Origin of the sequence: Sphingorhabdus sp. (assembly GCF_023910635.1) — a bacterium.
Taxonomy (GTDB): domain Bacteria; phylum Pseudomonadota; class Alphaproteobacteria; order Sphingomonadales; family Sphingomonadaceae; genus Sphingorhabdus_B.
Genome location: NZ_JAAVVZ010000006.1, coordinates 100,156 through 123,054, shown reverse-complemented (window position 1 = coordinate 123,054; position 22,899 = coordinate 100,156). Strand labels below are relative to the sequence as shown.

The window sequence follows — 22,899 nt, the reverse complement described above, 5'->3', positions numbered from 1 at the left end:
ACGCAAAGTGGATGTATATTGAGTCGGGGAGGGGGCGATGCGGATGAAGATCAATGCCAACTTGCCTTGCCTCTCGGCGCTTATGGCAGCGGCGCTGTTGACGAGCGCATGTGCGAGTCAGCAATATATGGGTGTGTCGTTGCAGCCGGGAGGGTCTTTTCAGGCGATGGCGGTAAAGGCGCAAAGTGGGGATAAGCAGGCGCAATATGAGCTTGCTATCCGGCTTGAAGATTCAACTGAACCAAATGGGTTGAAGAACGCCATCAAGCTGTATCAGATCGCTGCCACCCCTCGCGGTGGGTCGCAACTTATGTTTACACCTGGACCTTCGGGTGTAACCACCAGCGTCGTGAGTTCGGGGCCAAAGATTGAAGCCCATGTCCTAGCCAAAGAACGTCTGGCGGTATTGCAAAACTTTCATTACGAACGGGCCAGAGATATCCGGTTAACAAACGCAAGACTTGGTCAAATTGTTACCGACCGATTTTCCGAGATATCTTCTGCAAGATATTCTGCAAAATCTTCTGGAAACCGGCGGTTTTATCCCGGAGGAGATGACGAATGCCCCTATTCATCTTGGGACCCTCTAGAATATATGATGGGAGAATATGTAGGCGGTGCCATTCTCGCTCTGCCTTTTGCGTGCATAAGTCCAGCACGGGTAAATGAACTCGTCAAACTTGCAGATAAGGGCAATCCATCCGCGCAGTTGGCTCTCGCGACTTTAGTGCTCGAAATCAAAGACCCTAATTTTGACTACGCAATTCAAGTTGTTCGGCACTTGAGCAATAAAGGGTTTGGACCGGCGTCGATTGTTTATGGCAACTATCTTTTAAGTCTTGGGAAGCGCTCCGCTGCAATTAGTCGGTACTCATTAGCTGGTAGGCAGGGCATCGTTAACTTCGATATTTATCGTGACCCAGTCATTCAGGAAGACGTTAGACGCGCTATTCGAGCTCATATCGCGAACTCGGAGAAGGAGAAGTAGATATGCCAAGAACATATTCGGTCACTGGTTCCGGAAAGGATCTGAGGCTCACTCCTTCGCCCGGAAGTGGGCTTCCGGTCATCAAGATTGGTGGAGGTTTGTCCGGTGTCAACCTTCAGAGCTTGGCCGATGCTATGAACCGCCTGATTGCTACCTCGCCAACTTACGCCGACCAACTTTCTTGGGCGGCAACGGAAGGTATAACTTTACATGGCGTTACATATAATAAGAAAGTAAGTTATTCTAGTTCCCACCCAAATCCCGTTTTACGGGTAAATCCGAGACTTGCGGGCGGCTTTGCAATTTACAATGGTTATAACGTTGGCGCGGGTGTATTCGTTGATAGACCGGAAGTGCCATTTGAGCTGAACGCGTACGTGTCATTAACAAGGAATATCGATAAAGTAACTGGCATCATCAATTATGACAACTTAGCGACAACAGGAATTACGGTGACAGTGCACTAAATTATTGCACGCTGGGAGTTACGGTGCGAATTCCGGTGAAAGGTGCGTCATCCCCCGAAATAATCTTGCTGCGTTGCATATTGCGAAATTGAGCCCCTCCCCTTTAGGCGTGGGAATTACGGTGACAGTGCACTAAATTATTGCACGCTGGGAGTTACGGTGCGAATTCCGGTGAAAGGTGCGTCATCCCCCGAAATAATCTTGCTGCGTTGCATATGCGAAATTGAGCCCCTCCCCTTTAGGCGTGGAGGGACCAGTCCCCCGGACTGGTCCGAGAGGCTCCACGGGGTTGGGGTGGGGCATATAGGTTTGCGCAACGCCGACAGGCCCCACCCCTTCCCCTCCCCTAAAGGGGAGGGGTGATGTAGGGAATTCCGGTAACAACTGCGATAACCCCGAAATAGGTTTCGCTTGCAATGTAGGATTTGTTTTGAGATTCTGTGCGTTATACCAACCTGCAATGATCATAACCCACTGGCCCATTTGCGGTGCCCGATGGTCATAATGCGCCAAGGCTGATCTATGAGTTTGTTCCACGCCTCGCAGCAGAGGTCGACGATATTGTCGTGGGAAGTGAACACCCGGTTGGAGAGCCAGTTGTCGCGCATGAACTGCCAGATATTCTCAACCGGGTTGAGTTCAGGACATTTGGCCGGAAGCGCGATGATGCTGATATTGCCGGGAACATCCAGCTTGTCAGTCATATGCCAACCGGCTTGATCCATCAGTATAACAGCGTGAGCGCCAGGAGCGACGGCGAGCGCTATTTCTGTCAGATGGAGTGTCATGGTTTCGGTATTGCAGAACGGCAGCACCAGCCCCGCGCCCTTGCCGTGCTCCGGGCAGATTGCGCCGAAGATATAGGCCGATTTGGTCCGCTGGTCTTTGGGTGCCGATGGCCGCGTCCCGCGTCTGGCCCAACGCCGCGTGATCTTGTTCTTCTGGCCAATCCGCGCTTCGTCCTGGAACCAAATCTCTATCGGCGTGCCCTTCGGGAGAGTTGCTCTGACCTTTGCAAGCTCGGCGGCAAAGCCCCCTTTTTAAAGGCCTCCATCGCAAGCTCGTTCTGGGCGTAGTGGCGAGGCCGCGCCGTCAGCTTGACATAGCCCAGTCTCTTTAGCTCACGCCCCACGGTCGTTGCATCAAGCGAGACAGCAAATTCGTAATGAAGCCACTGGACCAAGTCGACCAGCCGCCAGCGAACGACGCCATGGATCGCCGGGATCGGGCCGCACTCGACCATTTCGACAAGCGCGCGGCGCTGGGCATCATTGAGCAGCGACTGTCTTCCCGGGGCCTTGCCATCGAGCAGCCCATCGGGACCTCGGGCGTTGAACCTCACCACCCAGTCACGCACGATCTGTAAGCCCACCCCGCCGATCCGCGCCGCCCTTGTCCGGCTGCCACCGTCGTAGATCTCGGCCAATGCCAAAAGCCGGCGGGCCTGGTTCGCACTTTTCGACTTCCGCGCCAGTCGCCTCAAGGCAGTGCCGTCAAAATCATCCCGCAAGCTAATCGCTGATCCCATGTCACGTCCTCCAAATGAAGAACAACATAGAATCAGACTTTCCACCGTTTGGGAATCCCAAATCTGAGTCAGCCTCACCGCAGCTTGGTATTAGTCCCGCATGTGTTGCGCGACCGGCTCTTTGAATGTGTTGAACCCCAGCCCGGCTTTCGGACCCGGTAAGCCAACGCCGAAAAGTTGAGGTAAGTTTACAGAAATGCCGCGTTTTTGGTATATGTTTGTAAACTTAGGCATTCCAGTAACAAATGCATCATTCCCCTAAACCAACCCATCCAGCAAAAACCACCGTCGCACCAGCGCAGGCTGGTGCCCATCACGTGTGTATGGGCAGGCCGACAGGCGTGATAGGCCCCAGCCTGCGCTGGGGCGACGGGTGCTGCAGAATTGAGGTAAAATGTGCGCCATCCCCGAAATTACCTTCGCCGAAGCCTTCACCTATGCCGCATTACGCAAGGCAGAAACCATCGGTCGTCCGGTTGGCTTTGCTGAATGGTTGGCACATATGGAAGCGAGGGCCGCAATTACTTCCCTACTTCAACGAGCGCTTCGGTTGGTCCTTGCGCAACCTGCCACGCCCGTCGGACATGAATTCCGCCAGCCACTTGCCTTGCATTTAACCTGGCAAGCCGCCGGACATTAGGGTCAGGACCTATTAAATCCACCTTCGCGGCGTCAAAATGGCCAAGATATCGAAGGAAAATGGCCGCCGCAGGCAGTAATTCTGCCTGCAAGGGCATTTTGTTTCGAGATCAAAGCCATTTTGGCGTCCTTCGGATTTGACCCATTTTGTCCATTGCCGCGTTGGCAAAGCTAGACTTAGAACCACTAAGCCTGCGCTTTGCCGCCTTGCACTGAACAGTATGGCCTCAAACCGCGAAGGTGGATTTAATAGGTCCTGACCCTAGGTGTTTAGTCCCGGCATTTGATGGGTTGGGTTTAGGCTAAATCTTTCTGGTTCGCTTGTCCATATTTTGCAGATGTATTCGAAGGGTGTTAGGCCCTTGAGTGTTTTCAGTCGCCGCCCGTAATTGTAGGCATCAATGAAGTCTTGGAGGTGGGTAGTCAGCTGGGCATGGCTGTCATAGTGATAGCGTTTGACGGTGGCCTCCTTGATTGTCCGGTTCATCCGTTCGACCTGGCCATTGGTCCAGGGATGCTTGATTTTGGTAAGCCGGTGCTCGATCCCGTTCTCATCGCAGCGCAGATCGAACATGTGCGACATACAGGTCGCAGTCGGGCCCTTGGCGTATCGCGGCGGGAAGGTGAACTGGATGCCATTGTCGGTCAGCACGGTGTGGATTTTGTAGGGCACGGCTTTGATCAGGGCGACCAGGAAGGCTGAGGCTGTCATCCTATTTGCCTTGGCGACGAGTTGGACGAAGACGAACTTGCTGGTGCGGTCGATTCCCACATACAAGTACAGCTTGCCTTCGGCAGTCCGCACTTCGGCGATGTCGATGTGGAAGTAGCCAATGGGGTATGTCTTGAACTTCTTCTTCGGTTCCTTGTCTCCCGTCACTTCGGGCAATCGGCTGATCCCGTGGCGCTGCAAACAGCGGTGCAGAGATGAGCGCGTCAGGTTCGGGATCGTTGCCTGCAAGGCGTAGAGGCAATCATCCAGCGGCAGCAGCGTGTGCCGACGAAAGGCGACGACGATGGCTTCTTCCTCGATAGTCAGGACGGTGGACTTGGCATCCTTGGGGCCAGTAGGATGATCGGTGACAGACGTGCGCCGCTTCCATTTGGCTACCGTCTTGGGGTTAATGCTGTAACGCTTCGAAAGCACAATCAGGCTCTCTTGACTATGTTGTATTGCTCGACGGACCGCCGCTGTCGTGCGGGCGCTCCCGTGTAGAATTTGTCCCATAGCGAGTCCTTCCATTGATGGCTGAATAATACACCATCAAATGCCGGGACTAAACACCTAGGGCTTTTTCAAGCGTGGTAGAATAACCGCGCGGATCGGAAAAAGCACCAAAAAGCGATGTCAAAGCGATGGCCGATCCTCAGGTGCGCTGCTAGTCGGGCCGGATGAGCAAAGCGCAGCAACACGGTCCGTATGAGAGCGGGTTGCAGACCTAAGCTGGTCCGGTCAGGGGCGTGGATGAGTAATGAAAGCGCATTATGTCTTCGTCGGTGACTGCTTCGATTGTTGCCCCAGGCAAACTTCGAACTGACTGTTTACGCCAGAGCAAACCGCCGAAGCAAGGCTCCGGGATCAGGATCGCGTCCGCGGAAGTTGCGGAACGCCTGTGCGCCGCCCACTGAAGTGCCAACACAAAGGATTGCATCGCGCCATTTGGCTGCGACTTGGGCATCGTAAAGCTTTTCGGGTGCGTTCTCAAATGCCTCAATCACATCGGCGACCATGACATCGGCCCACAGATAGGAATACAGCGCGCCGGCATAAGCTTCGGTAAAGCTGTGATATTGTTGTGGTAGGAAGAAGATCGGGTCAATTGCATCCGGCGCTGCCAGTTCTTCATAGACCTGGCGTTCGATAGCAAGCGGGTCCACGGGATCGCCGCGCGCGGCAAGATGCATGTTCAGATCAACCAGCGTTGGCATAAGATATTCCAACCTGACGCTGAAAACGCCGTCAAAGCGGAATCCAGCCTCGATGGCATCGACCATTGCATCCGGAATCGCTTCGCCCGTCTGCCAGTGGCGCGCATACTGGCGAAGGAGATCGCGGTCATAGAGCCAACGTTCATTGAGCTGTGACGGCAGCTCGACAAGATCCCATTCGACCCCCATCGACCCGAGCGAAGGGTAGCGCGCACGGCTCATGAGCATATGCATGGCATGACCAAATTCATGGAACAGCACATTGGCATATTCCCAACCCATCAGAATCGGGCCATCCGCAGGCTTGTCGATGTTGGAGCAGACATTGGAAAAACACAGCCGCCGCCCGGTGAAATCTTCCGCTGCCTGTATTTCCGCTTGCCACGACCCACGCATTTTGCCTTCTCGCGTTAGCAGGTCCATCCATAGGACGCCAATCACGTCATCACCGCGCGCCACTTCATAGACCTGCACATCAGGATGGACGCGCGGCGCTTCGGGTAGTGCGGTGAAGGTCACACCATGCAGACGCTGGGCGGTCGAGAAGATCATTGCCAGCACATTATCGATGGAGAGATAGGCCTTCATCGCTTCGCTATCGAGCCCGAACTGGGCCTTGCGATGCTTGTCGAGATAATAGAGCCAGTCCCAGGCGCGCACCTTGTCATCCAGACCGTCGGTGTCGGCCAAGGCCTGCAGCATATTGATACGTGCGACACTATCGCGCCGCACAGGTCGAAAGACCTCCATCAACTGTGCCCGCACGATATCTGGCGAGCCCGCCATTTTCCCGTCGATGGCGTAATGGGCATAGCTTTCATAGCCCAGCAGACGAGCCTTTTCGCCGCGCAAAGTCACCAGCTCTGCCAACAGTCGCCGATTGTCGTTCGGGCCATCGGTCGCGCTGCGTGTCATCCACATGTCGCGAACTTGCCTGCGAACATCCCGATTGTGACACAGCTGAAGCACCGCCCAGACGGCGGGTCGGGCATTGGCGATTGCGAACTTGCCCGGATGCCCTTTTTCGATTGCCAGCTTGCGCGCCGCCGCAAGCGCTGCTTCCGGCAAACCGACGAGTTCGGCTTCGCTTTCTATCAACACAAAGCGGGCGGCGGCATCGGCGCCCAAATTGGCATGGGCTTGCGACTGGATCTCGGAGATGCGTCCGTTCAGCGTTGCGATTGCCGATCGCGTGTCTGGTGATAGCAGAGCACCGCGCCGCACAAATCGGGCACGAATAACCTCAGCAAGGCGTGCCTGCTCAGCGGTGAGTGTGGTATCCCGGCAAACCGCATCAATGCGGGCAAACAATTGGGGGTGGTGGGCGATTTCGTCTTCAAGCTTCTCGTGCAGTGGCGCGAGACGCCGGTCAACTTCGGCCATGCCGTCCAAATTGCGGGTCGAGAACAAGGCTGCTGTCAGCGCGGCAACCCGGCGCAGAGCACGGCCCGCATCTTCAAGTGCGGCGACGCAATTATTGAATGTCGCTGGTGCGGGATTGTCTACAATTGCGGCCACTTCAGCGCGCTTCTCCGCAAGGGCGGCCAGCGTCGCATCTTCAATTGCAGCAGGTGTCGCAGCGTCAAATGGCGGCAGTCCGCCATAGGGGCCTGTCCAGTCTGTCAATGAATTGCCCGATTCTGTCATCACCAAAGGTCCAAATTCGTTTCAACAAAGGTCTTTAATTTTGGCAGAACAAGCGCGCTCTGGCCGATGACATCATGCCCGTAACCTGGAATCTCGTTCACCTGCCAGCCTTGGTGTTCAAGCGTTGCACGGTGGGTGCGGCAGGCTGTGGCAATGGGCACTGGAAATCCAGCTTCCACGAGATCGCCGTCGCTGCCGAAGAAGAGCATGCGGGGGCACAAGAGCGCGCCTACCGCATCTGTCTCCGGCCAATCAAGCACGCTTTCATAAAAGGCCGACCATTGCTGATACTGATCGGCGCTGCGCAGCATGATCATCGCATAATCAGGCACATCACCGATCTTCGCCTGGCTCGCCGCCAATATATTGGCATAGGGCGCGCCAAGCGGTGGCCAACCGCCAATGGCCAACGCAGCAACACGATCGCTTCGTGTTGCCAATTGCAAGCCCACCGCTCCGCTCCAAGAATAACCGATCCAACCGAACCGTTCTATCCCCGCTGCGGTCGCCACGTTCAGCAAATCGTCGCAGACGCGGGTCGCCGTCATCGTCAGCGGGTCATGATCCTTGCTCTTGCCGATGCCAGGATAATCCGCGAGCAAAACGGTACAGTGCGGAGTCAATGCATCGAGCCAAGCATCAAGCATAGTTTGCGCGGCCGCCCCGAATATCTCGCTGTGCGAGGCCATGAGCGGCAGGCCAATGAACACCGCAGGGCCAGACCCATGTTTTTCAAACCATATCCCCGTGTCTGCAGCGAATGGCATGTCTCAGGCCGCTTCCGCAATCCAGGCATCGATCACATGATCGAGTACAGGCAATGTGGCTGGGCCCGCGCTCATGAAGACCTCATGGAAATGGCGCAGATCGAACGCATCACCCAGCGCTGCCTCCGCCCGCCCGCGCATCGCCCGGACCCTGATCCCGCCGATATGATAGGCCAGCGCCTGACCGGGCAGCGCGATGTAGCGGTCCACTTCTGCTGCAATCGTTTCGGGCGACAGCGAAAGACGATCGGATAAAAATGCAATCGCCTGCTCGCGCGACCAGTTGAAGGCGTGAATCCCGGTATCGACAACCAGCCGACAGGCGCGCCACATTTCCATCTCCAGCCGCCCGAAATGTTCATGCGGCGTCGTATAAACGCCAAGTTCGATCCCAAGCTGTTCGCAATAGAGCGCCCAGCCTTCGATACAGGCAGTGTATTTGATGGCGCCGTTGCGGCGAAAAGCGGGCAGATGCTCCAACTCCGCCATCATGCCAATGTGCATCAGATGGCCGGGCCATGCTTCATGCACGGCCATCGCCGGTAGAATATATGTCGGGCATTTTTCCGGCAGGCCATTGACCCAGAAAATGCCGGGGCTGTTCCCGCCTGATGGCGCGGGCTGCGCATAAGCGGGCGGTAGATTGGCAGACATGGCGGCAGGCGCAACGTCCACGCCATAGGTGATGCGGGGAATGCGCCTGAAATAGGCAGGAATTTTGGCATCGATCCGCTTGCACAATATCTCGACGCGCTCGCGCAATTTGTTGGCGTCTGCGGCAATGAACTGCCCGTCTGTGGCCAGAAAGCGACGGTATCCAGACACATCTGCACCAAATCCCGCATCCTTTGCCAGCACGGCCATATCGGCTTCGATCCGGGTGGTTTCAGCCATGCCAAGATCATGAATCGCCTGTGCCGACATGTCGGTGGAGGTAAACTGCCGGATCATCAGCGCATAATGCATATCGCCGCACGACAGGGTATCGCGTGCGCCCTCCATCAGGGGGCCAGCTATAGTGTCGGCGTAAGCGCTCAGTGCCGGGAGCAGCGCATCGGCAATCAACGCCTTTGCTCTCTCGGCTTGAGTTTCCATTTTTGCTGTTCCGGCCAGCGGGCTCTTTGCAAAAGGGGCGTACCAAGGTGATGTTTCGGCTTTGATGCTGGCAATACCGACAGAATTACGAGCCGCCGCCTCCAGCACCAGACGGGGATAGCGCACGCCCTGTGCGTGGCCCATCAAGAGGCAATAGCGCACATCGGCCAGAAACGCAGGGAATTGGGCTAGGCGTTCGACATAGAGTTCGGCTGCCGCCACATCGCTGAGCGTTACGGCATTGGCAAAAAATACGGTACTGAAATCGGGGCCAACCGGCAGCAGCGATGGGCGCAGATGGGTGCCGAGCGCGTAGTTATCGCGAATCAACCGCAGCTCGCGCTCCAACAAAATGTGGGTAGCGGCTTCGGTTGCCTCAAGCTCCGCAAGGGGAATGGCCGCAAGCTGGTCCAGAAAGTCGGCCGCCGCCTGATCGCGGCGGGCATAATCGTTTGCGCTCTCACGCAACAGGATCGGTTCGCCCGTATCATCCCCTGCGAGAAATGCACTCAGGCCGTTTTCAATGCGCTCAAATGCCCAATAGCGATCCGTCAGCGCGGCAAGAGAGGCAGATGCATTCATATCCAGCTGGCGATTTGGTCAAAGGGTTTCTTGATGGTTGCATGGACAGGGATGGAGGCATCCGCTTCTGCATGGCCGACCACGATCAGCATCACCGGCTTCTCGTTGGCCGGTCTACCGCAGATTTCGTTGAGGAAATTCATCGGATTGGGCGTATGTGTGAGGGTGGCAAACTTGGCAGCATGAAGCGCCGCCAAAAGGAAACCGCAGGCAATGCCGACGCTTTCGTGCATATAATAATTCTGGCGCATCTCGCCTGGGTAAAGACCGCCTTTGCGTTGCCCAAAGACCGCAATGATGAGCGGCGCTGCGTCCAGATAAGCCTTGTCATCATCGGTACCGAGAGGGGCCAATGCTTCAAGCCATTCTTTCCCGGCCTTGCCTGAATAGAAAATGCGCTCTTCTTCCTCTGCCGCAATCCGGATACGGTGTCGGGCCTCGGGCGAAGTCACCAGTGCAAAATGCCAAGGCTGGTGATTGGCGCCCGAAGGTGCCGTCCCCGCCGCCATGATTGCCGTTTCGATAGCTTCGCGGGCCAGGGGCCCACCACCGATGAAGCGACAGGTGCGCCGCGTTTTGATTGAGTCGTAAAAGTCTTTGGTTGCAGCGATGCGCTCTTCGACGGACATGTCTGGATAGGCGATCCAGGGGATTGTATCATGCGGCTTCATCGGCGGGGCATTCTTTCGATAACGGCATTGTTGCTGGACAACACCATACATAAATGTATGGTTCAGGCAAGGTGGGAGTTAGGTATGAGCATAGATGCGACCGCAGCAGACCAGCAGCAGCCTGAACAGCCGCTTGGTTGGGCTTGGTATGGCCTTGCGGTTGTTGTGCTGGCATCGGTCATTGGCTCGCTCATCGGAAAGGGTCTGATCTCGCTGGTTGCGGAGTCGATGAAGCAATCGCTCAAGCTGACTGACGGGGAATTGGGTATCATTACCGGGCTTGCGCTTACTTTTGTGGTCGCGATCGCCAGCTATCCCATAGGCTGGCTTGCTGACCGGGTAGACCGGCGCTGGTTACTGGCGGGCTGCGTGATGATCTGGTCTGCGGCAACGGTGGGTTTTGGCCTCTCCGACACCTTCACTGGTCTTGTGTTCTTCGCCATGGGCATCGCCTTTGGGGAGGCGGTACTTGGGCCGGTCACCAATTCAATGATTCCGGATCTCTTTCCCAAAGACCGCTGGGTCACGGCCAATCTGATTTTCGTCTCGGCGACGCTGCTGGGCACCTATCTTGGGATGGCGCTGGGAGGAACCTTGTTTGGCGTGGCGGCTGCCAACGCGCAAAGCCTGCCGGTTTGGTTGGCAGGACTGGAGCCGTGGCGCATTACCCTGATCCTTGCTGCCCTGACGGGGCCAATCCTGGCGATGCTAATCCTGCTCATGCGCTTAAAGCGTATAACGCCGCCATCCAAGGCGGGCGAAGCGGTCGAAGGCGTGGTCGACTATTTTCGTACCAATGCCCGAACGACAGCGGGTATCTTCTTTGGTTTCGGCTTGAGCTATGCGGCGATGGGTGCACAGGGGCAATGGAACGCTGTGATATTGCAGCGTGTCTTTGGTCAAACGCCGATGCAGATTGGGCAAACGCTGGGAGTGGCCGGCGGTGTTGCCGCGTTGGCCGGTGTTGGCATGGCGTGGATTGTCGTAAAGCTGCTGCGTCCGCGTTATGGTGACAACACCCCGATGCGGGTAGCCGTGGCGGCGCTGACCGCTTCTCTTATCGTGTCGCTGCCTATCCCCCTTGTGGTGACAGCGGAACAATTCTACGCCACCATTCTTGCCAAAATCTGTTTCACCTTCATGGCCAATTCGCTTGCGCCAACGGTATTGCAGTTGATGGCACCGGCCCATTTGCGCGGTCGGGTCGTCGCCGTCGGCGGCATGGTGACAATCATTTTTGCATCGTTCATGCCATGGGTTGTCGGCTTGTTATCAGACCAGTTTTTCCCGGGCCACAGGGGTATTTTGCTGGCGGTGGCGATAATCGTGATACCCGGTTTGCTTGGCGGTATCTTGTTCCTGGCCTGGGGTCTTAAGGGCCTACCTCAAACTATCATGCGGGCGAATGGCGGCCAACAGGCATGAACATGGTTCCAGACAAAATTGGTCTTGCAGTGCGGATTATCGACGATGTCCGCGATGAAATCGAGCAAGAAAAATTATGGCCTGAGAAGGCGGCGCTGCGGTTGCCGACCTTCGAGGCCGCGCAGCGGTCCGCGACTTGGGGCGCTTCGTTGCTGCGGCGTATGGATGCACTTGATCCTTGCGGGTTGCCATCGGAGCTTGCCTTAACGCTGAAGCTGGCGCGCGAACATGCGCATATCTGCTCGGTTCGAGCGGACTGGTATTGGACCGTGTTTGACCCGCTCTCAGGCCTGTTCAACATGTTCGGGCCAACGGCTTATTGCATGGGATATGCGATTTCGGCGATGGCAGGGCGACTTGCACGGGCACCGCTCGATACGGAAGGGGATCGCTTTCGCTACCTGGCAGGCATAGCTGATATTGCGAGCTTTGTCGAAGCCATGGGAGACCGCACGCGCGGTCAGGCAGATCGCGGCATATATCTTCCGCGTGCACAAGCTGAGGCGGCACTCAGTTTGCTTGATCGCCTGATTGCAACGCAGCCGGACACCTTGCACGTCGATGAAGCGCGACTGGTGGGGCATGAAGCTTTTCGCAGTGAGGTTGCACAGACTATCTCCAACACCTTGGTCGCGGCACTGGAGCGCTGTCGTGGTGTGTTCGACACCGCTTACTTCGGTAAGGCAGGCGATACTGTCGGCATGATGCACTTTCCCAATGGGGCAGACATCTACGCCGAACTTGCGAGGCTGCACACCTCAACCCGGCTCTCGCCGCAGGAACTGCATGATATCGGACTGGACGCCGTCGCTCGAATTCGCGGCGAAATGGCGGGGGCACGCAAGGATGCAGGTTTTGCCGGAAGCGACGCCGAATATCGTGCACATCTTGATGCAGATTCTGTCTGGCGCGACGACAGTGACGCGGCCATTCAGGCGCGTTTTGAACGCTATGTAGAACGGTTTGAACCGCATGTTGAAACGTTGTTTCCGGTGCGGCCGGATGCCACCTATGGCGTGCGGCCACTCCCCGAAGCTCTCACAGCGTCGATGACGTTTGGCTTTTATGATGGCCCAAGGCCTGACAAGCGCCACGGGGACTATGTGTTCAACGGCCGAAATCTGTCAAAGGCAGGCCTGTTCCATCTCGCAGCGCTCAACTATCACGAGCTGGTACCAGGCCATCATTTGCATCTCGCCCTGCAAGGCGACAATCTCGCGCTGCCCGCGCTTCGCGGCGCGTCCTTCCCTACCGCCTTTACCGAAGGCTGGGCTGAATATGCGGCGACCCTGGCGGGCGAAATGGGCATGTATGCAGATCCCGCCGAGCGGTTTGGGCGACTGGTTAGCCAGGCTTTCCTGGCTTGTCGAATGGTGGTTGACACGGGCATGAACGCGCTGGGCTGGAGTCTTGAAAAGGCGCGGGCCTATATGCGCGACAACAGTTTTTTCCCGGAAACCGAGATTGGAAGCGAAACGCTGCGTTATGCCTGCGATGTGCCTGGGCAAGCACTGGCTTATATGTCGGGGCATGAGGAAATGATGCGCCTGCGTGCGCGCATGGCGTCCGCACTTGGCGAAAAGTTTCACGTCAGCGCATTCCATGATTTGGTGCTGAGTGGTGGGGCCATGCCCTTCGCGCTGCTGGCCGAACGGATCGACTTGGCAATTGAGGGTGCGCACAATGCCTAACTGGCTTTTGTCTTGCCTGGCACGCGAATGGTCAGGCCTTGCGATCGCGGCTATCTTAGCGCCGGGCGGCTGGCTCGTCGGTGGCTGGCTGGGTGTGGTCATGATCGGCATTGCGCTGGTGCTGGGGTTCGGCAATGTCTGGCATCTGATTTTTCGTGCGCATATTGGCCGTCTCCATCCAGCACCTGGACGGCGGATCGATCTGGGGGGCTATTGCGTTCACATTCTCGCTGAAGGGGAACGTAAGGATCGAGTCCCGCTTGTCATGTTCGGGGGAGGCCATGCCCCAGGGTTGGCGATGTCCCATCTCCATGAAAGGCTTAAGCATAAGTGTCGTTCGATCCTGATCGATCGCCCCGGCACGGGTTGGAGCGACACCGGTCCATTCCCGCGAACCACAGCTCGCGAAGCCGATGAAATGATGCGAGTGCTTGAACTCGCAGGAGAGTTGGGTCCCTTTGTTCTTGTTGGATATTCCTTTGGTGGATTGCTGGCAGCCAATATTGCGCGCCGTTATCCTGAAAAGGTGGCACGACTTGTCCTGCTTGATCCGACTCCGCTCGAGACCATCGTGTTTGGTCCAAGGCTAGGCACCATTCGCGGCATGCTGCGCAATGCCCTGTGGGCAGGTCTGTCGCGCTTGTTTGGCATCCATATCAATCTTGAGGCGCGCCAAGCGCGTCGCAACCCGGCCTTTGCCGCAATGGCGCAGCGCTTTGAACAGCAGCTGGGTGCGGAAGCCTATAAAAAGCTGAATGCGATCGATGTCTCCGCGGGTTCGCAATTTTCCCATTACTCAATCTATCATGAGCTTCTTGGCCCCCATGTCGGCACATGTGGTTGGGAAACTGTTGTCTATGATGGCGATCTGGGGGATATGGAGGTCTGGCTTGTGGCTCCGCCCAATGCGGCAGAAGTGGCAGACAATGAAGAGGTCGGCGCCGCATCCTGCCGAGAGCAAGCGCGCATGATCAATTTCTTCGCCCGCAGCCGGGAACGCTATTTAGCGATATCGTCGCGATCAAAACGCATCTACGCTCCAGAAGGATCAACGCACCAGTTCGTATACGAAGAAGCGGATTTTGTGGGTGATGTTCTGGAACGGGCAAGCCAGCCGAGCGGCTGACCATACAGTGCATTGATGTATGGTCGCAAATGCGGCAATGGCGACAGTGTCTCTTTAGGAAACGCATTAATGCAAAATAAAACGCCAAGGCAGCTTTCGCGTGTCGACTGGATCGAAGCTGCACGCAGGCAACTGATTATCTCAGGCGTTGACGAGCTCAAAGTTGATCGCCTTGCCCGCAAGATGAAGGTCACGCGCGGCAGTTTTTACTGGCACTTCAAGAATAGGAAAGACTTGCTCGATGCGGTGCTCCAGCTTTGGCAGGAGCATAAGGAGAGCGAGCTGCAGCAAGCCGACACCCGTTGGGCATCAATGGGCGCGTTTGAGATTGCTCGGATCTGGTTGAGCGAAGATGCAACCTATCCCGCATTTGATATGGCAATTCGTTTCTGGGCCTGGAAATCGCCTGCCGTAGCCAAGATCGTGCGTGCAATCGATCATCGCTGGATTAATTTCCTAGCCGAACGATTTCGCATGGAAGGCCAAAGAGAACGCGAAAGCGTTGCCCGCGCTCGCATAATATATCTCCAACAAGTAGGTTATTATGCGACTGCATTTGATGAGCCAATGCAAGAACGTTTGGCCTTCCTGCCATATTATAACGCGATCATGTTAGGCAACGAAGGCGGTAGCGCGCTTGAGGCCGTGGTGGCGGATTTGGAGCAGCGCCAGTCGACAAAAAAACAGCGCGCCCCGAAGGACGCGCTGTCTCAATAAAGAATAGCCGTTTCGTCAGAAATTGAAGGACAAGCCCGCGCCAAATGTTCTTGGTCGCGGCCTTGCGCCTTGGCTCGCCTGAATCACGCCACCTGCATAGACCGAGTCAAAATTGTTGGTCAGATTCTGACCATATACATAGGCCGTAATTGCGCCAAAATCCGCACCAATCCTAGCATTGACGATCTCACGCGACAATGCCCTGACAACGGTCGGGAAGCGGGTTCCATCGCGCTGAACGATGCTGAGGCCCGGTACAAACACTCCATTTAATGTCTGATCACCGAAGAGACGCAGGGTACTGGTGAACCCGGAAGTTGATGCAAGACTGGCATTTGCAAACAGTGTCACCTTGTCGTTTACGGGCTTGCGATAATCGACTGCCGCTGACCACGTCCAAGTGGGCACGTTGTCAAGCCTGTCTCCGGGCCGGACTGCAAGACTGGTCGACCGATAGGACAGGTCATTGTGACCGACGGCGAAGGTGGCCGTAAACGCGCGGTCTGGGCGCGCGACGATTGACAGTTCCTGGCCCCAGCCCCGAGCAACGCCGCTGTTTATGGTTCGCCCGATGCGGGGTGAGTTGTCGATTGGCAGCAGGATTGACTGGATATCATTGTAGTCGTGATAGAAAACTGCGCCTTCAAGGCTTAGAGCGCGATCCAGGAATTGCTGCTTGAAGCCGGCCTCATAGGTCCACAACTTCTCGGGAGCGTATGTTCCTTCGCCGGGCGCAAATAGCCCAGGTGTATTGAAGCCACCACTTCGAAAGCCTTTCGAGGCGTTTAGATAGATAAGGCCATTGTCTCCTGTCTCCACTGACAGGTTGACGCGCGGATTAAATGTATTGAACGTGTTCGTAGTGGTTCGCGCCGCATCGCTCCGCTTGTCGCTATAGTAACGACCGCCCAAAGTAAGTGTGGCGACGCCCAAGGTGTATGAACCTTCGCCATAGACGGCCCAAGCTTTCGATGTCTGGCCGGGTGCCAGCACGATCGGGGTAGTCACAGGCAGAACTGAAAAACCGGATTTACTCTTGTCGTCCGTGTATGTTGCCCCCAGCAGCCACTTGAACGGGCCTGTACCGGAAGACGTCAGACGGAACTCTTGGGTCCACCGTTCGAACTCGCCGGCGGAACGTGAGCTGCTGCCTAAGGGCAAAAGGACGCCGCCGGGCAGTGGAAAGGCGAATGGAAAGGAAACATCGAGCCGACTCTTGGAGCTCAGGTAGCCGGTCGAACTTGTGAAGTCGGCAAAGCCAAGATCGATCGTTCCCACCAGATTCGCCACATCATATTGACCTTTCGCCGGCTGCGCGAAGATGCCGGCAACATTATAGGTTCCATCGGCGAACCCATAGCTCGCGTCCTTCTGGTCCCATTCATGGTGCATGAACATCGCTGAAAGGTTAAATGTCTCTGATGGCTTGAAAAGCGCCTTGATACGCGCCGTTTTGTAACGCGTGCCGTTCTGGTCATCACCACGGGGTGTGTCGATATAGCCGCCGGAATATTCATAAGCACCAGCCACACGCACCGCGAATGTTCCCGGCGCAATCGGCACACTAGCCGCGCCTTCAGCGCGATAGGCGGTGTTGCCGTTCTTGATAGTGCCGATTTCAGCGGAGCCGCGCACTGCCAGATCGTCGAGATCGGGATTGGCGGTAATATAGCGGATTGTCCCGCCCATTGATCCTTCGCCGTAAAGCGTCGGCTGCGGACCTTTCAGCACTTCCACCCGCTCAAGGTCGACCGAACGGATATCGACGCCGCCGGTCACCGCGTTCGGGTTCATGTTCATTTCGTCGATATAGGTCGCGACGGTCGGCAGGCCAGCCTGCTGGGAGATTCCACGGATCTGAAGCCGCTCCGAACCGGGGCTGGTTTCAACGATGTTGAGTCCCGGAATGCTGAACTGCAAATCCTGAAGCCGCCGCGCGCCGCGCTGCTCAAAGTCCTCGGCTGTTACAGCGCTGATCGCGATCGGTACATCCTGCAAACGCTCTTCACGGCGCTGCGCCGTGACGACGATCTCGGTCCGGTCCTTGAGCTCTTCATCTGCTTCTTGCGCGGAAGCAGGCATTGCTGCCGTCATCGCACTGCAGACTGCAATGATTGACACTCCAAACGCTGAACGAAATTTCTCCCCACCCATAACTGCCTCCAATCAGATGATTTTGTTCAATACACTCCTGTACGTTTATTCCATACATATGTGCATGGCCGAGGGCAAGGCAATAATCCAAAGGGAAAACTTGGCCCGTTTATCGCCAGACCGCAGCGGCCACACGCAACCAGTTGCCGCCAAGGATCAGACGAACATCTGAGTCGGAATAGCCACGCTCAAGCAGATGCGCCGCGATTTCGGCCATTTGGGACGGATGTGCAAAATCCATGGGTTCCTGCAAAGATGCATCATTGGGGAAGGTCTCTTTCATTGTCGCCAGATATTCTTCCAGTTCCTTGCGATCAAAGACATAATCGAGGCCAATGCCTACATGCGCTGGACCAACGAGTTGCACCATATGGTCTATATGTTCGGCAACCCGGCCCGGTGAGGCATCGCGATTGCCGAGGAAACTACTCAGCCCGTTAACGCCGACAACCCCTCCTGTTGCTGCGCAGGCCTTAATTAGTTCGTCAGGAATATTGCGATAATGGTCCCAAATGGCCTTTGCATTGGAGTGCGAGAAAATGACAGGATCGCAGGATGCCTCCATCACTTCCATCGCCGTCCGGTGCCCGGTGTGGGAACAACAGACAATCATGCCCACCCGGTTCATCTCCGCAATGACTTTGCGTCCATAGACGGTCAGCCCAACATCCTCTTCCTCAGCGCAGCCGCCGCCGGCGTCATTATTGCGGTTGTATGCAACGAGCATCCAGCCCACACCTCTGGTACGGAAAGCTTCGACCAGATCGATCCGACCATTGTCCAGCGGCACCATACCCTCGACATCAAATATCACGCCTAACCGTTTGGACTTCTGCGCGGTCTCAACATCCGCAATCGACTGGATCAACAGATAGTCGTCCGAGTGCGATGATACCCAATTGGAGAAACTGTCGAGCATCGCTAGATGTTCGTCGGGTCCTTGTGGGCCGAAGCCCACATTCAAGCTGATGACATTAACGCCCGACGCACGGACGTCCTCCAGTTGTGGCAGAAAGCTGTGATCTTCTGGGCGCAGTGGCATGCAGGCATGATTGTCCCAGACCAATGAGGTCCTGACAATTTCTCGTGCGATATCTAGCATTTCTGGTTTCAAAGCCGGTTCCTCCATCAATGGCTTGCTACCATACATATATGTATGGTAGCAAGCCTGCATGAGTCACTATTCTGCCTTGTCCATAGCACGCAATGCGCTGTCAGGTCATAGCAACTGGGACCCAGCCTGGCGATCACCCGAACCTGCAGCGGCCTATGACGCGATTGTGATCGGAGGCGGAGGGCATGGTCTTGCTACAGCCTATTATCTCGTTCGCGTGCATGGCCTTGTAAAAGTGGCAGTGCTTGAAAAAGGCTGGATCGGCGGCGGTAATACCGGGCGCAACACGACCATTATCCGATCCAACTATTTTTATCCTGAAAGCGCGGCCTTTTACGAATTTTCGCTTAAGCAGTATGAAAGACTGTCCAGCGAGCTGAATTTCAACATCATGTTCAGCCAGCGCGGCGTGCTCGTCCTTGGGCATTCGCGGCACGACATGGAAATGCATCGGCGCTCCGCAAATGCCATGCGATTAAATGGCATTGATGCCGATATCTTGAGCCGCGACGAGGTGGCAAAACTTGTGCCGGCACTCGACTGTTCGCCACAGGCCCGCTTCCCAATCTGGGGCGGCATGATCCAGCGGCGTGGTGGGACGGCGCGGCATGATGCTGTCGCCTGGGGCTATGCCCGCGCGGCGGATGCGCGCGGCGTTGATATCATCCAGAATTGCGAAGTAACCGGTTTCACCATCCATCAGGGCCAGGTGACTGGAGTCGAGACCACGCGCGGCGCGATCAAATCGAACCGGATCGGGATTGCCGTTGCGGGGCATAGTTCGATTCTGGCTGCAAAAGCGGGCTTTCGGCTGCCGGTCAAAAGCTATGCGCTTCAGGCTATGGTGTCTGAGCCGCTAAAGCCGGTATTGGATACCGTTGTACTTTCACCGGCAACGGGCACTTATCTCAGTCAGTCTGACAAGGGTGAGCTGGTGATCGGCGGCGGGCTTGATCTTTATGCAAGCTATGCCCAGCGTGGCAATCTGCCCGTTAACGAAAATACCATTACTGGCATGCTCGCCATGTTTCCGACATTCTCGCGGGTGCGGATGCTGCGCCACTGGGGCGGCGTCTGCGATGTTGTGCACGATTCAAGTCCGATTATTGGCAAAACGCCGGTACAGGGCCTCTATCTTAGCTGTGGCTGGGGTACGGGTGGTTTCAAGGCCATCCCCGCCGGCGGCTATTGCCTTGCCCACACTATGGCGACCGGCGAGCCGCACGAGCTTAATGCGGCCTTTGGGCTTGATCGTTTCGACACAGGGGCGCTGATCGACGAGGCTGCGGCGGCGAGTATTCCCCATTGAGCAAGTCATGCTGAACATTGAGTGCCCCCATTGTGGAGCTCGTCCGGAGCATGAGTTTCGCTGCGGTGGCGACGCTCATGTCGTGCGTCCGCCGTTAAGCGCCAGCGGTGAGACCTGGGCGGAGTATCTTTTCGGTCATGACAATCCCAAGGGTGACCAGACCGAGCGATGGTGCCACAGCTTTGGTTGCGGTCTTTGGTTCAATGTGATCCGCGATACGGTGTCTCATGAGATCCGCGCGGTTTATCCAATCACGGCGCAAAGACCGGAGCAAGCGGCATGAGTGGCGCCCGGCGTCCCGGCGGCGGTCGGATTGATCGAAACCGTCCGCTCTGCTTCAGCTTTGATGGCCGCACCCTTTCGGGCTTTGCTGGCGACACGCTCGCCTCGGCCCTGCTTGCCAATGGTGTCGATGTGGTGGGCCGCAGCTTCAAATATCATCGGCCGCGTGGCGTTTTTGCAGCCGGTGCCGAAGAACCAAATGCCGTCGTTCAGCTTGAAATCGGTGCGTACCTTTCACCCAACCGGGTGGCGACCGAGATTGAGCTTTATGAGGGGCTGGTGGCGCACAGTGTTAATGCCTGGCCATCACTCGGCTTTGATCTCTATGCCATCAATGACAGGCTGTCGCGGCTGTTGCCGGCAGGATTTTATTACAAGACCTTCATGTGGCCCCACTGGCATCTGTTTGAAGGCACGATCCGCAAGGCAGCAGGGCTCGGCGCGGCACCCACGCAGCCCGATCCAGACCGATACGAGCACCGCCATGCCCATTGCGATGTGTTGGTGATTGGCGGCGGCCAGGCTGGCATCAGTGCAGCCCGTGACGCCGCGCAGAGCGGTGCGCGCGTCATGCTTGTTGAGGCGTCGTCGGAGCTGGGCGGGCGGGCATTGTGGGCCGGTGATGCGATCAACGTCGATCAGACTGAAAATCTAACGATCCTCACAAGAACAACGGCATTTGGCTATTACGATCATAATTTGGTCGCTGCGGTTGAAGACTGTTCATCCGGGGTTGCCAAGGAACGACTCTGGAAGATCAGGGCCAAGCAAGTCGTGATCGCAACAGGCGCTATTGAGCGACCATTGGTATTTCCAGGTAATGACGTTCCTGGGGTCATGCTGGCCTCTGCTGTGCAACGTTATGCTCATGGCTTTGGGGTTGCTGCAGGCAAGAGGGTGGCTTTATTCGGCAATAATGACGGGCTTTTCGATTATGCCACTGCATTCGAAGCTGCCGGAATCGAAATAGCGGCTATTCTCGACACCCGCCGCGGCGAGGAAGTGATCGGCGTCAAAGGGCGCAAGCGGGTCCGTGCCGTGCAGACCAGCCGGGGCGAAATTGCGTGTGACCTGCTCGCTGTGTCGGGCGGCTGGAGCCCGGTGGTGCATCTGTTCTCACAATCGGGTGGATCAATCAGCTTTTGTGACAAGCGCCAGATGTTCGTGCCTGACAAAGCGGTGCAGCAAGTGCGCTGCGTTGGGGCCGCCAATGGCGATTTCGATCTCAACACTCAGCCATGGCAGAGCCGGGCCAAGGGCAAGGCGTTCGTAGATCTCGCCAATGATGTGACGGCGGCGGATGTCATGCTGGCGGCGCGCGAAAATTATGCGTCCGTCGAGCATCTGAAACGCTATACCACGCTGGGCATGGGTCCTGACCAGGGCAAGACTTCCAACGTCAATGGGCTGATGCTGATGGGTGATGCCACCGGGCGCACACCTGATGCGGTCGGCACGACGCGCTTTCGTCCACCTTATACGCCGATCAGTTTCGGTGTGATTTCGGGTGCACGGGTCGGTAATTTGATGCGCCCCCGCAAATTCTTGCCTGCCCATGGCTGGCACCAGACGCTCGGCGCTGTCTTTGAAGATTATGGTTGGCAGCGACCCGATGCCTATCCGCAGGCGGGTGAGAGTTTGGGCGAGGCCGCCATCCGTGAAGCACGAGCAGTACGCACCAGCGCAGGTCTATTCGACGCTTCACCACTGGGCAAGATCGAGGTCTGGGGCTCGGACGCGGCCCGCTTTCTCGACTTTATCTATGTAGGCACGATGTCGACCTTAAATCCTGGCCGTATCCGCTATGGCCTGATGCTCGACGAGAATGGGGTCATAATCGATGATGGCGTGGCGATCCGTCTGGCCGAAGATCGCTTCCTGTTACATACGACAAGCGGCGGCGCAGAGCGGATCGCAGCCATGCTTGATGAGTGGCTGCAATGCGAATTTTCTGGCTGGGATGTGCGCGTTCTCGATTGCACACTGCAATGGGGAACCGTTACGCTCAGTGGACCGAATGCGATCGAGGTCGCCACTGCGCTAGGTCTGCCGGTTGAAGCCTTGCCACATATGCATTTTCGTGCCGACCAATTGGGTAACGTGCCCGTTCGCGTGGCGCGGGTCAGCTATACAGGCGAGGCAACACTCGAAATCAGTGTGCCAGCGCGATACGTCAAGTCCCTGCTGGAAACGGCGGCGGCCATTGCTGGTGTCACACCCTTTGGCGTTTTGGCCTTGGACTTGCTGCGCACCGAGAAGGGCTATGTCCATGTTGGCGCCGATACTGATGGCATGACAACGCCTGGCGACATTGGCCTGGGCCGGGCTATTGCCAAAAAGACGTCAGATTTTGTCGGGCGGCGGTCATTGTTAAGACCAGCGTGCGCCAGGGAGGATCGCCTCCAGCTTGTGGGATTGGAAAGTGCAAACGCGCTGCCGATCGGTGCCCACATCATGGAGGGCAGCAATGCCCCCTGTCCTTCGGGTGGTTTTGTAACCAGCACGTGCATCAGCCCGACACTCGGACGACCCATTGCATTAGCGCGAATTCGCGAGGGCCGCGCGCGCCTTGGCGAAACAGTGAAATTGTTCGATCTCGGTCAAATATTCGAAGCCAAGATCGTTGCGCCCTGTTTCCTTGATCCGGACGGCAGGCGGCTCCATGATTGATTGGCAACCCACCTCCCCATGGACGGGCATAGATATTCCCATGTGCGACGGGATAGTCATCGTGGCGGAAGCATTGAGCTTTGCCCGATTGCGATTGC

Annotated in this window: 17 protein-coding genes; 9 read left to right on the top strand and 8 right to left on the bottom strand. The window is 56.6% G+C overall.

The features are described from left to right. Nucleotides 1-37: 37 nt before the first annotated feature. Nucleotides 38-988 carry a hypothetical protein gene (locus HEQ34_RS05360; protein WP_296198406.1) on the top strand — a complete coding sequence of 317 codons (951 nt, stop codon included), beginning with the start codon at nt 38-40 and terminating at the stop codon, nt 986-988. Between the two features lie 2 nt (nt 989-990). Continuing rightward, nucleotides 991-1,455, top strand: coding sequence for a hypothetical protein (locus HEQ34_RS05355; RefSeq protein WP_296198403.1), 465 nt, complete (start codon nt 991-993; stop codon nt 1,453-1,455). Nucleotides 1,456-1,919: 464 nt separating this feature from the next. Here the strand turns inward: HEQ34_RS05355 and HEQ34_RS05350 are convergent. From HEQ34_RS05350 to HEQ34_RS05325, 6 genes are all read right to left on the bottom strand, one after another. After that, nucleotides 1,920-2,983, bottom strand: a protein-coding gene (locus tag HEQ34_RS05350; protein ID WP_296196779.1) for an IS630 family transposase whose coding sequence is annotated in 2 segments (ribosomal slippage) — nt 1,920-2,489 and nt 2,492-2,983 — 1,062 coding nt in all. Because the reading frame shifts where the segments join, the coding sequence is not laid out codon by codon here. A 901-nt stretch (nt 2,984-3,884) separates the two neighbouring features. Further along, nucleotides 3,885-4,850 carry an IS481 family transposase gene (locus HEQ34_RS05345; RefSeq protein ID WP_296196574.1) on the bottom strand — a complete coding sequence of 322 codons (966 nt, stop codon included), beginning with the start codon at nt 4,848-4,850 and terminating at the stop codon, nt 3,885-3,887. A 314-nt stretch (nt 4,851-5,164) separates the two neighbouring features. Continuing rightward, nucleotides 5,165-7,198 carry a M3 family metallopeptidase gene (locus HEQ34_RS05340; RefSeq protein WP_296198401.1) on the bottom strand — a complete coding sequence of 678 codons (2,034 nt, stop codon included), beginning with the start codon at nt 7,196-7,198 and terminating at the stop codon, nt 5,165-5,167. After that, nucleotides 7,198-7,965: an alpha/beta hydrolase gene (locus HEQ34_RS05335; protein ID WP_296198397.1), complete on the bottom strand. Its 768-nt coding sequence runs from the start codon at nt 7,963-7,965 to the stop codon at nt 7,198-7,200. Before HEQ34_RS05335 ends, HEQ34_RS05340 begins: the two co-directional genes overlap by 1 nt. 3 nt (nt 7,966-7,968) lie before the next feature. After that, nucleotides 7,969-9,642 (bottom strand): DUF885 family protein, encoded by a 1,674-nt coding sequence (locus HEQ34_RS05330; protein WP_296198394.1) that lies wholly within the window; start codon nt 9,640-9,642, stop codon nt 7,969-7,971. Then, nucleotides 9,639-10,313, bottom strand: a complete 675-nt coding sequence (locus tag HEQ34_RS05325) for a nitroreductase family protein (protein ID WP_296198391.1) — start codon at nt 10,311-10,313, stop codon at nt 9,639-9,641. Before HEQ34_RS05325 ends, HEQ34_RS05330 begins: the two co-directional genes overlap by 4 nt. An 84-nt stretch (nt 10,314-10,397) precedes the next feature. On the opposite strand from HEQ34_RS05325, the gene HEQ34_RS05320 reads away from it, so the two are divergent. The 4 genes from HEQ34_RS05320 to HEQ34_RS05305 all read left to right on the top strand — a co-directional run bounded on the left by HEQ34_RS05320 (nt 10,398) and on the right by HEQ34_RS05305 (nt 15,272). Next, nucleotides 10,398-11,738: an MFS transporter gene (locus tag HEQ34_RS05320; protein WP_296198389.1), complete on the top strand. Its 1,341-nt coding sequence runs from the start codon at nt 10,398-10,400 to the stop codon at nt 11,736-11,738. Continuing rightward, nucleotides 11,735-13,429, top strand: coding sequence for a DUF885 family protein (locus tag HEQ34_RS05315; RefSeq protein WP_296198386.1), 1,695 nt, complete (start codon nt 11,735-11,737; stop codon nt 13,427-13,429). Before HEQ34_RS05320 ends, HEQ34_RS05315 begins: the two co-directional genes overlap by 4 nt. Beyond that, nucleotides 13,422-14,555, top strand: a complete 1,134-nt coding sequence (locus tag HEQ34_RS05310; RefSeq protein WP_296198382.1) for an alpha/beta hydrolase — start codon at nt 13,422-13,424, stop codon at nt 14,553-14,555. Before HEQ34_RS05315 ends, HEQ34_RS05310 begins: the two co-directional genes overlap by 8 nt. Before the next feature lie 69 nt (nt 14,556-14,624). Then, the gene (locus HEQ34_RS05305) at nt 14,625-15,272 is read left to right on the top strand and encodes a TetR/AcrR family transcriptional regulator (RefSeq protein WP_296198380.1); all 648 of its coding nucleotides are present in this window, start codon (nt 14,625-14,627) and stop codon (nt 15,270-15,272) included. Nucleotides 15,273-15,287: 15 nt separating this feature from the next. Here HEQ34_RS05305 and HEQ34_RS05300 read toward each other — a convergent pair whose 3' ends face one another. After that, nucleotides 15,288-17,366 (bottom strand): TonB-dependent receptor, encoded by a 2,079-nt coding sequence (locus tag HEQ34_RS05300; protein ID WP_296198377.1) that lies wholly within the window; start codon nt 17,364-17,366, stop codon nt 15,288-15,290. A 169-nt stretch (nt 17,367-17,535) separates the two neighbouring features. Continuing rightward, nucleotides 17,536-18,555, bottom strand: coding sequence for a membrane dipeptidase (locus HEQ34_RS05295; RefSeq protein WP_296198374.1), 1,020 nt, complete (start codon nt 18,553-18,555; stop codon nt 17,536-17,538). A gap of 43 nt (nt 18,556-18,598) precedes the next feature. On the opposite strand from HEQ34_RS05295, the gene HEQ34_RS05290 reads away from it, so the two are divergent. Genes HEQ34_RS05290 through HEQ34_RS05280 form a run of 3 tightly spaced genes read left to right on the top strand, consistent with a single transcriptional unit; the run spans nt 18,599 to nt 22,801 of the window. Next, entirely contained in the window at nt 18,599-19,849 is a 1,251-nt protein-coding gene (locus HEQ34_RS05290) for a sarcosine oxidase subunit beta family protein (protein ID WP_296198373.1), read from the top strand. Between the two features lie 7 nt (nt 19,850-19,856). Further along, nucleotides 19,857-20,132: a sarcosine oxidase subunit delta gene (locus tag HEQ34_RS05285; RefSeq protein WP_296198371.1), complete on the top strand. Its 276-nt coding sequence runs from the start codon at nt 19,857-19,859 to the stop codon at nt 20,130-20,132. Further along, a complete protein-coding gene (locus tag HEQ34_RS05280) occupies nt 20,129-22,801 on the top strand; it encodes a 2Fe-2S iron-sulfur cluster-binding protein (RefSeq protein WP_296198368.1) in 2,673 nt (890 codons plus the stop codon). The genes HEQ34_RS05285 and HEQ34_RS05280 overlap by 4 nt, the downstream gene beginning before the upstream one ends. The last annotated feature ends 98 nt before the right edge of the window (nt 22,802-22,899 follow it).